This window comes from Oceanicola sp. 22II-s10i (genome assembly GCF_002210105.1).
Taxonomy (GTDB): domain Bacteria; phylum Pseudomonadota; class Alphaproteobacteria; order Rhodobacterales; family Rhodobacteraceae; genus Pseudooceanicola.
In genome coordinates, this window is record NZ_AQQU01000003.1 from 250,257 (window position 1) to 264,982 (window position 14,726).

Below are 14,726 nucleotides of genomic sequence, written 5' to 3' on the forward strand. Positions count from 1 at the left end.
CATGCCCGCCCTCTGGATCGCCCACGTGACCGTCACCGACGAGGAGGCCTACGGCAAGTACGCCGCCCTCGCCGGACCGGCCATTGCCAAGCACGGCGGCCACTTCATCGCCCGCGCCGCCCGCTACGTGCAGCTCGAAGGCAAGGACCGCCCCCGCAACGTGGTGGCCAAGTTTCCCACGGTCGAGGCGGCCGTCGAGTGCTACCACTCGCCCGAGTACCAGGAGGCGCTCAGCCACGCGCGCGGCGCCTCCGAACGCGAACTGCTGGTCGTCGAAACAAGCGAGTAGCGCGTCGCCTTCGTGGATCGCCGGCCAATATGCGCCGGTCCCGTGCTTCTTCTGGTCTCAAATACTTCGGGGGAGCCGGGCCGCAGGCCCGGCGGGGGCAGAGCCCCCCGCCTGCGCGACGGCGCCAGCCGTCGCAACACCTCCCAGAAGCACCGCCCTCACCGCTCCGGGATCAGCCCCCGCGGCGCGAACCGTAGCACCACCAGCAGGATCACCCCCATCGTCAGCAGCCGCATATGCGCCGCGCTGTCCAGCAGGTGATCCTTCAGCGGCCCGGCCGACATGCCAGAGGTCGCAAGCTCCAGCAGCCAGCGTCCGAAGGGCTCCACCTGCACCCAGGCGAACCAGATCAGGAACCCGCCCAGAACGGCACCGAGGTTGTTGCCCGATCCGCCCACGATCACCATCACCCAGATCAGGAAGGTGAAGCGCAGCGGCTGGTAGGTGCCCGGCGTCAGCTGCCCGTCCAGCGTGGTCATCATCGCCCCCGCGATCCCGCAGATGGCCGAGCCGAGGATGAAGATCTGCAGGTGCCGCCCGGTGACGTCCTTGCCCATGGCCTCGGCCGCGACCTCGTTGTCACGGATCGCCCGCATCATCCGGCCCCATGGCGAATGCAATGCCCGCTGCGCCAGCACCAGCAGCACGATCAGCACCACGGCGAAGAGGACCGAGTAGAGCCCCTTGACCCAGAGCGTCGAGGCCGTGACGGGGTCGAGCCCAAGCGAACCCGCCCGCTCCACGAACCCCGCCGAATTCTGCAGGTCGATCTCGTAGGGCACGGGCCGGGGCAGGCCGATCACGTTCTTGACCCCGCGCGCCAGCCAGTCCTCGTTCTTCATCACCGCGACGACGATTTCCGCGATCCCGAGCGAGGCGATGGCGAGGTAGTCGGACCGGAGCCCGAGCGCCGTCTTGCCGATGATCCACGCGGCCCCCGCCGCCAGCAGCCCGCCGACCGGCCAGGACAGCAGCACCGGCAGGCCGAGCCCGCCGAGGAAGCCGCTGGTGGCCGGGTCCACCGCCTCGACCGCCTCGACGCCCGCATCGAACACCCAGCGGTATAGGAAGAAGCCCAGTACCAGCAGGCCGATCATGGCGAGCATACCGTGCCGCTTCAGCCGCGTGAGTGCCAGCGCCGCCGCGACGATCACCGCCGCCCCGGTCAGCAGGCCGAGGATCAGCCGCACGCCACCCGCCGCCCAGGCCTCGGTCACCGGCGGCACGGCGACCAGCACCGTCGCCAGACCGCCGAGTGCGACGAAGCCCATGACACCGACGTTGAACAGCCCGGCAAAGCCCCATTGCAGGTTCAGCCCCAGCGACATCACCGCCGACACCAGCCCCATGTTCAGGATCAGCAGGGCGGAGTTCCAGCTCTGCAGCACCCCGGTGCCGATGATCAGCAGGGCGACCAGCCCGAACAGGGCGAATTTGCGGGTCGTGTCAGTCATACCGATTTCCCCCGGAACAGGCCCGTCGGGCGGAACAGCAGGACGATCAGCAGGATCAGGAAGCTGACCGCGAACTTGTAATCGGTGGAGAGGAACTGCACGAGCCCGTCGGGTTCCAGGCTCTCGGGCAGGGCGTAGCCCAGCACCTTCTTCCAGGCATAGGTCACCGTGACCTCGGAAAAGGCGATCAGGAACCCGCCCGCGATCGCGCCGAGCGGCGAGCCGAGGCCGCCGACGATGGCCGAGGCGAAGATCGGCAGCAGCAACTGGAAATAGGTGAAGGGCTTGAACGACTTGTCCAGCCCGTAGAGCACCCCCGCCACGGTCGCCAGCGCTGCCACGATCAGCCATGTCACCGTCACCACCCGCTCCGGGTTGATGCCCGACAGCAGCGCCAGATCCTCGTTGTCGGAATAGGCCCGCATCGACTTGCCGGTGCGGGTCCGGTTCAGGAACCAGAACAGCAGCGCCACGACGATCACCGCCGTCACGACCGTCAGCACCTGCGTCGACTTGATCGCCAGACCCTCGTCCAGCCCGCTCCAGTCCTTGAAGTCGCGGGCGGTGATCAGGAACCGCGCGCCATCGGCAAAACGCTGTTCGTCCGGCCCGATGATGAAGCGGACGACACCGTTCATGATGAACATCACCCCGATCGAGACGATGACGAGGATCACGGGTTTCGCCCGCACCTCGCGGTAGAACCGATAGACCATCCGGTCCGTCACCAGCACCAGCACCGCGCAGGCCGCGATGCCGAAGGGCAGGGCCAGCAGCGCGGTCGGCAGCGGCCCGAAGGTGACGCCCGCCGCCTGAAAGCCCCATGTCACGAGGATCGTCACCATCGTGCCGAAGGCCATCACGTCGCCATGCGCGAAGTTGGAAAACCGCAGGATCCCGTAGACCAGCGTCACCCCGAGCGCCCCGATGGCCAGCTGGCTGCCATAGGCGACGGCGGGCACGATCACGAAGTTCAGAAGCGCGACAACCGCGTTCAGCAGGTCCATCAGAACGTCACCTCGCAGGTCAGGAAGTCGGTATCGGTGGTCCCGCCGACGGTCTGGCGGATCAGCAGGGCCGTCGTTTCGCCGGTCAGCGCCAGCGTCATCAACTGTCCTTCCTCGGGGCTCCACAGGAACGGCCCGGTGCGTGACAGCCCGCTGGCCGCCTGCGCGGCCCCGTCATCCACCCAGACCGAGTAGTCGCCGCGCCCCTGCGGGTCGAGCGCTTCGGGCTCCACCACGAAACGCAGTGTCGCGCCACTTTCGGCGTCGGCCTGCGCACAGGTGCCATCGGCGGCGCAGGTGGCGGTGACCGAACAGGCCAGTTCCAACCGCGCGCCTTCGGCGGCGGCGCCCAGGGGCAGGGCGCAGAGCAGGGGCAGGGCGTAACCGGACAGGGCCCGCATCATGTGCTCCTCGCCGGAACGCTCCGGCAGTGGCCGGAGGTGCGCGCGACGATCTCGCCGCTGGCGCTCGGGAATTCCTTTTCCAGCCGGAAGCTGTTGTCGGCGGCAAGGGTGATGCGCAGGTTTCCGTCCTCGTTCGTGCCGTTGTAATACTCGATCCCGCCGTCCACACGCAGCGCGCTCAGCGACGACGGGCGGCCCGACATGCTGAGGTAGGGCCGGTCGTATTGCCCGCGCGGCGTCAGCACGAAATCCGGCGCGAGCTCCGCACAGCCGGTCCCCTCGCAGACCCCGTCGATGACGCAGTCCAGCCGGTCGTAGCTGACCTTGTCGGCGCCCCAGAACCCGTCGGAAAAGATCATCGACACGGCCCAGCCGAAGATGACGGCAAAGGCGACGACGAAGGCACCGAGGAACAGCCAGAGGCGGGACATGCGCTCAGCCCCCCAGGAAACTGCGGCGGACCTCGGGATCGGCCAGCAGGTCCTTGCCCGTGCCGGTATGCGCATTGCGCCCCTGCACGAGGACATAGGCCTTGTCCGCGATCTCGAGCGCCTGCCGCGCGTTCTGTTCCACCATCAGCACCGGCAGGCCGGTGCGGGCGATCTCGATGATCCGGTCGAACAGTTCGTCCATGACGATGGGGCTCACGCCCGCCGTCGGCTCGTCCAGCATCAGCACCTTGGGCTGTGTCATCAGCGCGCGCCCGACCGCCACCTGCTGGCGCTGGCCGCCCGACAACTCGCCCGCCGCCTGCCGCCGCTTTTCGCGCAGGATCGGGAACAGGTCATAGACCTGCTCCATCGTCGGGCGGAAATCGTCGCGCCGCAGGAAGGCGCCCATCTCGAGGTTCTCCTCGACCGTCATCGAGGTGAAGATGTTGGCGACCTGCGGGACAAAGCCCATGCCCTTGGCCACCCGGTCCTGCGGGCTCAGCGCCGTGATGTCCTCGCCATCCAGCCTGACCGCGCCGGACCGCACGTCCAGCATCCCGAAGACCGCCTTCATCGCCGTTGACTTGCCCGCGCCGTTCGGGCCGACGATCACCGCGATCTCGCCCTTCTCGACGGCGATGGTGCACTCGTGCAGGATGTCGGGCCCCTTGCCGTAGCCGCCCGTCATCGCATCGCCGATCAGGAAGGGGCCGGGCCCGCCGGGTTTCGCGTCGCCGCCCTTGGGGTGATAGCCCGCACCTGCGCCGGGCCTGGTGATCGAGCGGTCGTTGTTGCCGCGATCGTCCTGATAGGCGTCGCTCATGTCGTCGCCGCCTTCTGCTTGTTCTTCAGCCCGGTGCCCAGATAGGCCTCAATCACCCGCTCGTCGGCCTTGATCTCGTCCAGCGTGCCCTCGGCCAGCACGCGGCCCTCGGCCATGCAGATGACCGGGTCGCAGAGGCGGCCGATGAAATCCATGTCGTGCTCGATCACCACGAAGGTATAGCCGCGTTCCTGGTTCAGCCGGATGATCGCGTCGCCAATGGTGTTCAGCAGCGTGCGGTTCACGCCCGCGCCCACCTCGTCCAGAAAGACGATGCGCGCGTCGACCATCATGGTCCGGCCCAGCTCCAGCAGCTTCTTCTGCCCGCCGGACAGGTTGCCGGCCTTTTCGTCCGCGAGATGAGAAATCGTCAGGAAGTCGAGGACTTCATTGGCCTTTTCCGCCAGCGCCCGTTCCTCGCCCGCGATCACGCCGCGCCGGAACAGGGCCGTCCACAGCCGTTCGCCGGACTGGGTGCCGGGCACCATCATCAGGTTCTCGCGCACCGTCATCGAGGCGAATTCATGCGCGATCTGGAACGTCCTGAGCAGGCCCTTGTGGAACAGTTCGTGCGGGGGAAGGCCGGTGATGTCCTCGCCCGCCATGGTGACACGGCCCGAGGTCGGTTGATGAACCCCCGCGATCACGTTGAAAAGAGTGGTTTTTCCCGCGCCGTTCGGCCCGATCAGGCCGGTGATCGACCCTTCGCGGATCGTCAGGCTGGCACCGTCGACGGCATGGAACCCGCCGAAATGCTTGTGCACGTCATCGACAACGATCATCGGTGCCCTCATGTGGGTCGGCGCGTCGGGGCGCTCTCTTCCCGTGAAGGGGGCGGCGCGGGCTGGCCGGCCGCCCCGATCGGTTCAGCGGAACTTCACCGTTTCGAACTTGCCGTCCTTGACGACGTATTCGCGATAGGTGCCCGCGGCTTCGCCCGGACCGATCAGTTCCACGTTGGTCGCGCCGACATAGTCGACGTCGCCGCCGCTGGCCAGGATCTCGAAGGCCTTGGCCAGTTCGCCCGGCAGGATCTTCTCGCCCGGAGCGTTCGCCACCGCCAGCAGGTTCTCCTTGACCGCGGCCGAGGTGGCCGCGCCGCCCTTGACCATCGCCATGGCGATCAGCGCCGCCGCGTCATAGCTTTCACGGGTGAACGAGCTTTCGCCGTTGACGCCGGCGGCCTCGGTCACGGCCTTGAACGCATCCGCGCCTTCGCCTTCGGACCACGGAACCGACCCGATCGTGCCGTCCAGGTCGGACCCGAAATCGGCCAGCAGGCTGTCGCCGTACATGCCGTCACCCAGCACGAACATGTCGAATGCGCCGCTGTCCAGCGCCGCCCGGATCATGCCCTTGCCGCCGCTGTCGGCATAGCCGAACACCGCCAGCGCCTTGCCGCCGGCCGAGGCAAGCGCCCCGATCTCGGCCGAGTAGTCGGCCTTGTTGTCCTCGTGCGGGGCGGACAGGGTGATCGTGCCCTCGTACTGCGCGGCAAAGCTGTCGGCCAGGCCCTTGCCATAGTCGTTGTTGGTGTAGGTCAAGGCGATCTCGTCGATGCCCTGTTCCTTGAGGATCGCCGCCAAGACCGCGCCCTGGCGGGCGTCGGACGGCGCGGTGCGGAAGAACAGGTCATCGTCCGCGGCGGTCGACAGCGCGGGCGAGGTGGCCGAGGGCGACACCATCGGAACGCCGTTCGGCACGGCCACGTTGGCCAGGACCGCGCCGGTCACGCCGGAACAGTCGGCGCCCATGATCGCGACGATGCCGTCCGAGGTCACCAGGCGCTCGGCCGCGGCGGTTGCGGCGGCCGAGTCGACGCAGGTGCTGTCCGCGCGGACCGGAACCAGCGTGACGCCGTCCAGGAACTTGCCGGACTCGTTGGCTTCCTTCAGTGCCAGTTCGGCCGAGTCGGCCATCATCGGCGTCAGCGATTCAATCGGGCCGGTATACCCGAGGATGACGCCGATCTTGACGTCCTCGGCCATCGCGCCACCGGCCATCACGGCCGTGGCCGCAGAGGCCATCAGAAATTTTTTCATGGTTCATTCTCCCTGATCGGAACTGGGTCCGGCCCGGAGCGTAGGCGTTGGAGAATGAAAAGAAAAGTACCGAGGCGGCGCGCAACGTAACGGAAACGTCAGGTCTGCGTGGGTGGCGGAACGGGGGGACAGGACTAACCTTGGCGGCAACCGACACAAGGGATCTCCATGCGCCGCCACCTGTTTCCGCTCCTCGCCGCACTGACACTCGCCACCCCCGCGCTCGCGCTCGACACCGAGACGGGACCGGTGCGGATCGAACCTGTCGTGCAGGGCCTCAACGACCCGTGGTCCTTCGCCTTCCTGCCCGGCGGCGGCCTGCTGGTGACTGAAAAGGGCGGCCGCCTGCTGCACATCACCGCCGAGGGATCGCAGGTGGTCGAGGGTGCGCCGGAGGTTGTCACATCGGGGCAGGGCGGTCTGCTGGACGTGCTGGTGCCCCGCGACTTCGCCGAGACGCGGCAGATCTACCTGACCCATTCGAAACGGCAGGACGGCGGCGCGGGCACCGCGCTGGCCGTCGGGCGGCTGTCCGAGGACGGCGCGCGGCTGGAGGACACGCAGGTCATCTTCGAGATCGCTGAAGGCACCTCCGGCGGGCGCCACTTCGGCTCGCGTCTGGCCGAGGGGCCGGACGGGATGCTCTACATGTCCGTCGGCGACCGCGGCGACCGGCCCGCGGCACAGGACCTGTCGCGGCACAACGGGTCCGTCCTGCGGCTGAACCGCGACGGCTCGGTCCCCGAGGACAATCCCTTCGTCAGCCAGGACGGCGCGCAGCCCGAGATCTGGTCCTACGGCCACCGCAATGCACAGGGCATGGCCGTCGATGCGCAGGGCCGGGTCTGGGTGAACGAGCACGGCGCGCAGGGCGGCGACGAGGTGAACCTGATCGAGAAGGGCGCGAACTTCGGCTGGCCGGTGATTTCCTACGGCCGCCACTACTCCGGCGCGACCATCGGCGAGGGGACCGAGAAGGAGGGCATGAAACAGCCCGTCCACTACTGGGACCCGTCCATCGCGCCGTCGGGCATGGCCTTCCATTCCGGCACCGGGCGGTCCGGCTGGCAGGGCAACGCCTTTGTCGGCTCGCTCAAGTTCGACTACATCGCCCGCCTTGCCGGTGATCCGCTGGCCGAGGTCGAAAAGATCGAGAGCCCCGAGACCAAACGCGTCCGCGACGTGCGCGAGGGCCCGAACGGCGGCGTCTGGTTCCTGTCCGAGGACAACGGCACGCTGTATCGCATGGTGCCGGAGTGATCCGGCCCGGCGGGCCCGGCGCGGCTCAGATCGACAGCCGCGTCCCGTGGCTGCCGCGTTCGCGATAGGGCGTGGTTTCATACTGCGCCCGGTAGCACTTCGAGAAATGCGAGGGGCTGGCGAAACCGCAGGCGAGCGCGACGTTGATCACGCTCATGTCCGTCTGCATCAGCAGGTTCCGCGCCTTCTGCAGCCGCAGTTCCATGTAGTAGCGCTTGGGTGAGCGGTTCAGGTAGCGGCGGAACAGCCGTTCCAGCTGCCGGGTCGACATGCCGACATCGCGGGCAAGGATCGCGGGGCTGATCGGATCCTCGATATTGGCCTCCATGATCTGGATGACCTGGCTCAGCTTGGGGTGACGCACCCCGATCCGGGTGGGGACGGACAGGCGCTGCGTGTCCTGATCGGTGCGGATCGAGGAATAGATCAGCTGGTCCGCCACGAGGTTCGCCAGCTCCTCGCCCTGCTGATCCGCGATCAGCTTCAGCATCAGGTCGATGGAGGAGGTGCCGCCGGCCGTGGTCATCCGGTTGCCGTCGACGACAAAGACCGACTTGGTCAGCGTGACGTCCTCGAACTCCTCGGAAAAGCTGTCCTGGTTCTCCCAGTGGATCGTCGCGCGCTTGCCGTCCAGCAGGCCGGACTTGGCCAGGACGTAGGACGCGGTGCACAGCCCGCCGACCACCAGCCCGCGCCGCGCCTCGCGCCGGAGCCAGTTGATCAGCTTGCGCGACGCCTCGTCCTGCACGGACAGCCCGGCGCAGACCATCAGCGAATCCTCGCGGCTCAGTTCCTCGAGCGCCATGTCCACGGCGAAGGAGGCCCCGGCCGAGCACTTGACCATCTCGCCGTCCTCGCTGGCCAGCGTCCAGGTGTAGAGCGCCTGCCCGGACATCCGGTTGGCGATCCTGAGGCATTCCACGGCCGAAGCGAAACTGAGCAGCGAGAAGTTGTTCAGCAGGACAAAAACGAACCGCCGGGTCTTGGGCGCCGGGGTGGTTTCGGGGCGGGTCCGGGTGTCGGTCTTCATTGGCGACTCTGCTTATGATCCAAGGACAGAAGCAGGAAATTTCCGCCCCCGCAAGGATCCGCGGGCCGTTCCCGACCGCGAATGTCGTTTTGTGCGGATCGACGTGCCGAAAATGTTCCCGTGCGACGTGACCGCTATGGGTTTGCACCGGGCATCCGAGGCTCTATAAGCCCTGCACCGCTTTTTACGGGAGAGAGACGATGAGCGATTGGACCAAGACCGGCTGGCGGAGCCGCCCGCGGGTCCAGATGCCGGACTATACCGACGCCGCCGCGCTGGCGGATGTCGAGGCGAAGCTGTCGAAGTATCCCCCGCTCGTGTTTGCCGGTGAGGCGCGCAGGCTGAAGTCCGTTCTGGGCCAGGCCGCGAAGGGCGAAGCCTTCCTGCTGCAGGGCGGGGACTGCGCCGAGAGCTTTGACCAGTTCAGCGCGGATTCAATCCGCGACACCTTCAAGGTGATGCTGCAGATGGCGATGGTGCTGACCTTCGGCGCCAAGGTGCCGGTCATCAAGGTGGGCCGCATGGCCGGCCAGTTCGCCAAGCCCCGGTCCGCCCCGACCGAGGTGGTGGATGGCGTCGAACTGCCGTCCTACCGCGGTGACATCATCAACGACCTCGCCTTCACCCCCGAGGCCCGGATCCCCGATCCCGCCCGGATGCTGCAGGCCTATACCCAGTCGGCGGCCACGCTGAACCTGATCCGCGCCTTTTCGACCGGCGGCTATGCCGACGTGAACGAGGTGCACCGCTGGATCCTCGGCTTCACCGAAAGCGAAGAGGCCGAACGGTTCCGCGACATGGCGAACCGGATCACCGACACGCTCGATTTCATCCGCGCGGCCGGTGTCAGCGCCGAGCGTCAGCACACCCTGCGGCAGGTGGATTTCTACACCAGCCACGAGGCGCTGCTGCTGGAATACGAAGAGGCGCTGTGCCGGGTCGACTCGACCACCGGCAAGTGGCTGGCGGGCTCGGGCCACCTGCTGTGGATCGGTGACCGCACGCGGCAGCCGGACGGCGCGCATGTGGAGTTCCTGCAGGGCGTCCAGAACCCGATCGGCCTGAAATGCGGGCCCTCGCTGACCTCCGAGGACCTCAAGGTCCTGATGGCCAAGCTGAACCCGCAGAACGAACCGGGCCGGCTGACACTGATCGCGCGGTTCGGCGCGGGCAAGGTCGCGGACCATCTGCCGCGCCTGATCCGCACGGTCGAGGAAGAGGGCGCGAACGTGCTCTGGGTCTGCGATCCGATGCATGGCAACACGATCAAGTCGGCGACCGGCTACAAGACGCGGCCCTTCGACTACGTGCTGCGCGAGGTGCAGGAGTTCTTTGCCGTCCACCGCAACATGGGCACCATCCCCGGCGGCGTGCATTTCGAGATGACCGGTCTCGACGTCACCGAATGCACCGGCGGCGTGCAGGCGGTCAGCGACGAGGACCTGCACGACCGTTACCACACCGCCTGCGATCCGCGCCTCAACGCCTCGCAGTCGCTGGAGCTGGCGTTCCTCGTGGCCGAGGAACTGACCGCGCGCCGCAATGACGGCGACGGGCGGCAGGTGGCTGTCGGCTGATCCGCATACGGATCCGGATTTCAACCCCCGCCGGCGCGATCCGGCGGGGGTTTTTCATTCACGATCAGTCTATTAGCGAACAACCGCCGCCGCATCGGCGGGGTTTCGCGGGGTTCGGGCGCCACCCCGAAACAGCGTGGAACGGACCGCTCCGCTGACCGTTCTCCTGTCACCCGACGCGAGCAGGCGTCGGAAAACAAACAGGAGAAGTAACATGCAACGCAAGACACAGACCGCACTCGCCGCCCTGATGGCCCTCGGTATCGCAGGTGGCGCAACGGCTGGCTCCCTCGGTGCCAGCGCGGATGTGAACGCGGGCAATGCCGGTTCCGTCGGCGCCTCGATGAGCGCATCCAGCGACAACGCCATGGGCGCCAATGCGAACGCCAACGCGAACGCCGGGAGCATGGGCTCCGAGATGAGCAACTCGACCACCGCGGACGCCTCGACCGAGATGTCGGGCGAAGGCTTCAAGACCTACGGCGACCTCGTGTCGAGCTTCCGCACCGCGGACACCTCGGCAGCCGACCTGTCGGGCTTCGACGCGGAATCGGACGTGTCGTTCACGACGCTGTCTTCGCTGCAGGGTGAAGGCGCCGAGAACGGCCAGGCGCTGGACAACATGCTGTCCGAGCGGACCGCCGAACTGGACGAGATGCGTGGCCAGATCGAGGCCAACTCCGACCTGATGGCCGCTCTGGAAGCAGAGGGCTACGAAGCTGAAGACGTGATCGCGGTTCAGGCGAACAGCGACACCAGCGTGAACATCGTGGTCGACGACCGGTCGTAAGACCCTCGTCCACGCCGCGACGGTCGCCCCCCGTTTCGTCGCGGTTCCGGGCGGTCCTGCCGACATTATGGCGGGGCCGCCCTTTTCCTTGTTCAGTCGTCAGACCGGATCAGGCGAAGGTGCGGCCGTTCGGACCGCAGCGGTTGCCGGTCCTGCGTGAACGGCGCGGGCGACTCGGCCATGCCGTGCTGGAGTTCGGGCGGATTCAGGGGGGCGGCGGGGCTGTCTGCCCGCCGTTCCGCGCCGACCCCGACGGTCAGGTCCCGCAGGCTGTGCCCCGTGATGTTGAACCGCCGGGGACTGCGCCCGATCGCGCCCTGGGTCGAGAAACAGCCAAGCGCACGGCTCACATCCCCCAGGTCGCTCTTCATCGGCAGCAGGATCATCCGCGCGTCGATGGCCGGTTTGCCGATCCCGCGCTCGGCGCTCAGGATCAGTTCCGCCGTCGCGGGCCCGTCGAACACCTGTTCCAGAACGTCACCGCACAGGGTCCGCGCATCCGGCGTGAAGAAGGCCGACAACGGCATCCCCCGCACCTCCATCCCCATCAGGTCGCTCAGATGCGACCCGGCGATCCTGAGCCGCGCGAGGCCCGGCGCGATCCGTTCCGCGATGAAGGCATATTCCAGCGACCGCTCGATCCCGCGCGGATCGACCTCGGACCGGCGCGGCACCAGACGTCCGGCGCGCAGGGCCTGCCAGTAGGCCTCGACCTCGCGGATCGACGGATGACGGCTGTCGTTCAGGAACGGGGACATGTCGATCACGTTGCGCTGGTTATCCATTTTCGTCCACTCCGGTCCGGCTGCGATACCGCGCGAAATCAGGCAGGCCCGAGGTGGTCGGGTTAACCCTATTTTGCGAGGTCTTACTCGACCATTAACATCGCAGATCCTTCGTGAATTTCGTGCAAATTCGAGGCAAATGGTTAACCACCCCTGAGGCCTCCGCCCGCTGCCACCGCTTGCCCCGGCGCGCGGTCCTACGTAACAGGGGGCCAAAGGAGACAGGCATGATCAAGTCGATGACGGGTTTCGCGACCGGACGTGGCACGTTCGGCGCTTTCGAGTGGACGTGGGACCTGCGGTCGGTGAACGGGCGCGGGCTGGACCTGCGGCTGAGGGTGCCGGACTGGGTCTCGGGGCTGGAACAGGCGCTGCGCAAACGGCTGGGCGAGGCGCTGAGCCGGGGGAACGTGTCGCTGTCGCTGCGGCTCGGCCGCGAAGGCGGGACGGGCGGTGTGGCGCTGGACATGGCGCAGCTCGACGCCGTGCTCGATGCGCTGGCCGAGGTCGAGGCGCGCGCGCTGGAACGCGGCATGACGCTTGCGCCCTCGCGGGCGGGCGACGTGCTGATGCAGCGCGGTGTTCTGGACACCCCGCGCGACGATGACGAGACCGGGCCGCTGCTGGCCGCAATCATGAAGGATTTCGAACCGGTGCTGGCCGCCTTCATCGAAACCCGCGCGCGCGAAGGCGCGGCGATGAAGACGGTGCTGGCGGGGCAGGTCGACCGGATCGAGGCGCTGACCGCCGATGCTGCCGGACTGATCGACGCCCGCAAGGAGGCCGCCGCCGAGGCCTTCCGCGCCGCGCTGGCCCGGATCATGGACACCGGCGCCGATGCCGATCCCGCCCGCGTGGCGCAGGAAATCGCGCTGCTCGCCGTCAAGAACGACGTGACCGAGGAGATCGACCGCCTGCGCGCCCACGTGTCGGCGGCGCGCGACCTGCTGGGATCGAAGGCGCCGGTCGGCCGCAAGCTCGACTTCCTGACGCAGGAGTTCAACCGCGAGGCCAATACGCTCTGCTCCAAATCGCAGAACGCCGAACTGACGGGCGTGGGGCTGGAGCTGAAGGCGGTGATCGACCAGCTGCGCGAGCAGGTGCAGAACGTCGAATAGCGCGATCCCGCGCAGGGCCTGGCAGGGCGGAACGACGGCGGGGCGGATGCGTTGACCTCCACTGAACAGGAGATGCCCGGATGCTGAAGACCCTCGTCATGCTCGCCATGCCCGCCCTTGCCACGACCTGCGCCATGCCGGGCCCCGGCACGGAGGCCCCGGCGGGTCTGCCCGCCGCGATGACCGGCTCATGGGGCCTCACGGCGGGCGACTGCCTGGGCGGTGCCGCGACCAAGGGGCTGATGGAGGTGACGCCGACGACGCTCAGCTTCTACGAAAGCCGCGCCACGCTGACCCGCGTGGTGAAGCGCAGAGACAACCGGGTGGTGGCGGAGTACGACTTCACCGGCGAGGGGATGGAATGGTCCCGGCGCGAGGTGTTCACCCTGCGCGGCCCCGACGGCCCGCTGGTCCGGCAGGAATTTATCGACGACGCCGACGCGGGCACCTTCCAGTACGCGCCCTGCGACTGATCAGGTCGCCACGTACCAGTCGCGCCGGTGGTTGATCGCGATCACGAGGTTCACCACCAGCGCGCCGAGCGCCGACCAGATCACCTTGTCGAAGGGGATCACGAAGATCGCGAAGGTGAAGACGAAGATGTCGAACACGATCTGCGTCCAGCCCGCCCGGAACCTCGTCTTGTCCTGCAGGTAGAGCGCGAGGATCCCTACGCCCCCCAGCGACGCGCCGTGCCGGAACAGCGCCAGCAGCCCCGCGCCCACGATCATGCCGAAGATCACCGCCCCGACCGCCGGGTGCAGGTAGGCGATCTGGAACGCCTGCGGCAGCCATGTCGAGGTGATGGACATCAGCGCCACGGCTAGGAAGGTCTTGATCGTGAAGGCCAGCCCGATCCGGCGGTAGCCCAGCCAGTAGAACGGCAGGTTCACCACGAAGAACACCGCCCCGAACTTCCACCCGGTGGCGTAGGAGATCACGACCGCCAGCCCGGCGGTCTGGCCGGTGACCAGCCCGAGATGCGTCAGGATCAGGATCCCCACGGCGGCCATCGTCGTGCCGAAGACGATCCCCTGCGCATCGGCCAGGGGTGTGTGGGCGGCTTTGTCTTTCATGAGCGCTCTCAGTCGGCGATGTAGCGGTCGCGGCGGTGGTTGAACGCGATGACCCCGTTCAGGATCACCGCGCCGAAGAGCGAATAGAGCACGACGCGGGTGTCGAAAAGGAAGAAGGCGACGAAAAACAGCACCGCGTCGACCATCAGCTGGACATAACCCGCCCGGAACCCGGTCCGGTCCTGCACCATCAGCGCCACGACGCCGAGCCCCCCGAGCGAGCCCTTGTGCCGGAAGACGCCGAGCAGGCCGAAGCCGGTCAGCACGCCGAAGATCGCCGTGCCGAGGACCGGATCGAGGTGGTCGAACCGCATCAGCCCCGGAAGCCAGTCCACCAGCACCGACAGGATCACCACGCAGGCCAGCGACTTGAGCGTGAACTCGGCCCCGAGCCGTTTCCACGCCAGCGCGTAGAACGGCAGGTTCACCAGCGTGAAGACCACGCCGAAGGACCAGCCGGTCAGGTAGGAGACGATCAGCGCCAGCCCGGCGGTCTGGCCGGTCAGAAAACCCAGCTGGGTCAGGAAGGTCAGCCCGACCGCCGCCGTCAGCAGGCCGATCGCCAGCCCCTGCACATCGTCTAGGACCGTGTGGTCGACCGTGTCGTCGGTGTTATATGGAACCGGAGCGGGCATGACCC

The 14,726-nt window shown here is 67.5% G+C and carries 17 protein-coding genes; 6 read left to right on the top strand and 11 right to left on the bottom strand.

Features of this window, described 5'->3' with window-relative positions; genetic code table 11:
• Position 1: 1 nt before the first annotated feature.
• A complete protein-coding gene (locus ATO6_RS11340; protein ID WP_088624111.1) occupies positions 2–289 on the top strand; it encodes a DUF1330 domain-containing protein in 288 nt (95 codons plus the stop codon).
• A 158-nt stretch (positions 290–447) separates the two neighbouring features.
• Here ATO6_RS11340 and ATO6_RS11345 read toward each other — a convergent pair whose 3' ends face one another.
• From ATO6_RS11345 to ATO6_RS11375, 7 genes are all read right to left on the bottom strand, one after another.
• The gene (locus ATO6_RS11345) at positions 448–1,743 is read right to left on the bottom strand and encodes a branched-chain amino acid ABC transporter permease (RefSeq protein ID WP_088624112.1); all 1,296 of its coding nucleotides are present in this window, start codon (positions 1,741–1,743) and stop codon (positions 448–450) included.
• On the bottom strand, positions 1,740–2,750 hold the full coding sequence (locus ATO6_RS11350; RefSeq protein ID WP_088624113.1) for a branched-chain amino acid ABC transporter permease: 1,011 nt from the start codon (positions 2,748–2,750) through the stop codon (positions 1,740–1,742). Before ATO6_RS11350 ends, ATO6_RS11345 begins: the two co-directional genes overlap by 4 nt.
• Positions 2,750–3,151 (bottom strand): hypothetical protein, encoded by a 402-nt coding sequence (locus tag ATO6_RS11355; protein WP_088624114.1) that lies wholly within the window; start codon positions 3,149–3,151, stop codon positions 2,750–2,752. The genes ATO6_RS11350 and ATO6_RS11355 overlap by 1 nt, the downstream gene beginning before the upstream one ends.
• Positions 3,151–3,585, bottom strand: a complete 435-nt coding sequence (locus tag ATO6_RS11360) for a hypothetical protein (RefSeq protein ID WP_088624115.1) — start codon at positions 3,583–3,585, stop codon at positions 3,151–3,153. Before ATO6_RS11360 ends, ATO6_RS11355 begins: the two co-directional genes overlap by 1 nt.
• Positions 3,586–3,589: 4 nt before the next feature.
• Entirely contained in the window at positions 3,590–4,408 is an 819-nt protein-coding gene (locus tag ATO6_RS11365; RefSeq protein ID WP_088624116.1) for an ABC transporter ATP-binding protein, read from the bottom strand.
• The gene (locus ATO6_RS11370) at positions 4,405–5,190 is read right to left on the bottom strand and encodes an ABC transporter ATP-binding protein (RefSeq protein ID WP_088624117.1); all 786 of its coding nucleotides are present in this window, start codon (positions 5,188–5,190) and stop codon (positions 4,405–4,407) included. Before ATO6_RS11370 ends, ATO6_RS11365 begins: the two co-directional genes overlap by 4 nt.
• Before the next feature lie 84 nt (positions 5,191–5,274).
• Positions 5,275–6,450 carry an ABC transporter substrate-binding protein gene (locus ATO6_RS11375; RefSeq protein ID WP_088624118.1) on the bottom strand — a complete coding sequence of 392 codons (1,176 nt, stop codon included), beginning with the start codon at positions 6,448–6,450 and terminating at the stop codon, positions 5,275–5,277.
• 168 nt (positions 6,451–6,618) lie between these two features.
• Between ATO6_RS11375 and ATO6_RS11380 the strand changes: the two genes are divergently transcribed.
• On the top strand, positions 6,619–7,710 hold the full coding sequence (locus ATO6_RS11380) for a PQQ-dependent sugar dehydrogenase (RefSeq protein WP_088624119.1): 1,092 nt from the start codon (positions 6,619–6,621) through the stop codon (positions 7,708–7,710).
• A 25-nt stretch (positions 7,711–7,735) separates the two neighbouring features.
• On the opposite strand, the gene ATO6_RS11385 is transcribed toward ATO6_RS11380, so the two are convergent.
• Positions 7,736–8,740, bottom strand: coding sequence for a GlxA family transcriptional regulator (locus ATO6_RS11385; protein ID WP_088624120.1), 1,005 nt, complete (start codon positions 8,738–8,740; stop codon positions 7,736–7,738).
• A 200-nt stretch (positions 8,741–8,940) separates the two neighbouring features.
• On the opposite strand from ATO6_RS11385, the gene ATO6_RS11390 reads away from it, so the two are divergent.
• Together ATO6_RS11390 and ATO6_RS11395 are read left to right on the top strand one after the other, a co-directional pair.
• Entirely contained in the window at positions 8,941–10,317 is a 1,377-nt protein-coding gene (locus tag ATO6_RS11390) for a class II 3-deoxy-7-phosphoheptulonate synthase (protein WP_088624121.1), read from the top strand.
• 214 nt (positions 10,318–10,531) lie between these two features.
• Positions 10,532–11,107 (top strand): hypothetical protein, encoded by a 576-nt coding sequence (locus ATO6_RS11395; protein ID WP_088624122.1) that lies wholly within the window; start codon positions 10,532–10,534, stop codon positions 11,105–11,107.
• A gap of 92 nt (positions 11,108–11,199) precedes the next feature.
• On the opposite strand, the gene ATO6_RS11400 is transcribed toward ATO6_RS11395, so the two are convergent.
• Entirely contained in the window at positions 11,200–11,892 is a 693-nt protein-coding gene (locus ATO6_RS11400; RefSeq protein WP_254919126.1) for a PAS domain-containing protein, read from the bottom strand.
• 227 nt (positions 11,893–12,119) lie between these two features.
• Between ATO6_RS11400 and ATO6_RS11405 the strand changes: the two genes are divergently transcribed.
• Together ATO6_RS11405 and ATO6_RS11410 are read left to right on the top strand one after the other, a co-directional pair.
• Positions 12,120–13,010: a YicC/YloC family endoribonuclease gene (locus tag ATO6_RS11405; RefSeq protein ID WP_088624123.1), complete on the top strand. Its 891-nt coding sequence runs from the start codon at positions 12,120–12,122 to the stop codon at positions 13,008–13,010.
• An 80-nt stretch (positions 13,011–13,090) separates the two neighbouring features.
• Positions 13,091–13,483: a hypothetical protein gene (locus ATO6_RS11410; protein ID WP_088624124.1), complete on the top strand. Its 393-nt coding sequence runs from the start codon at positions 13,091–13,093 to the stop codon at positions 13,481–13,483.
• Here ATO6_RS11410 and ATO6_RS11415 read toward each other — a convergent pair whose 3' ends face one another.
• Together ATO6_RS11415 and ATO6_RS11420 are read right to left on the bottom strand one after the other, a co-directional pair.
• The gene (locus ATO6_RS11415) at positions 13,484–14,086 is read right to left on the bottom strand and encodes a YitT family protein (RefSeq protein WP_088624125.1); all 603 of its coding nucleotides are present in this window, start codon (positions 14,084–14,086) and stop codon (positions 13,484–13,486) included.
• Positions 14,087–14,094: 8 nt separating this feature from the next.
• Positions 14,095–14,721: a YitT family protein gene (locus ATO6_RS11420; protein ID WP_088624126.1), complete on the bottom strand. Its 627-nt coding sequence runs from the start codon at positions 14,719–14,721 to the stop codon at positions 14,095–14,097.
• Between the last annotated feature and the right edge of the window lie 5 nt (positions 14,722–14,726).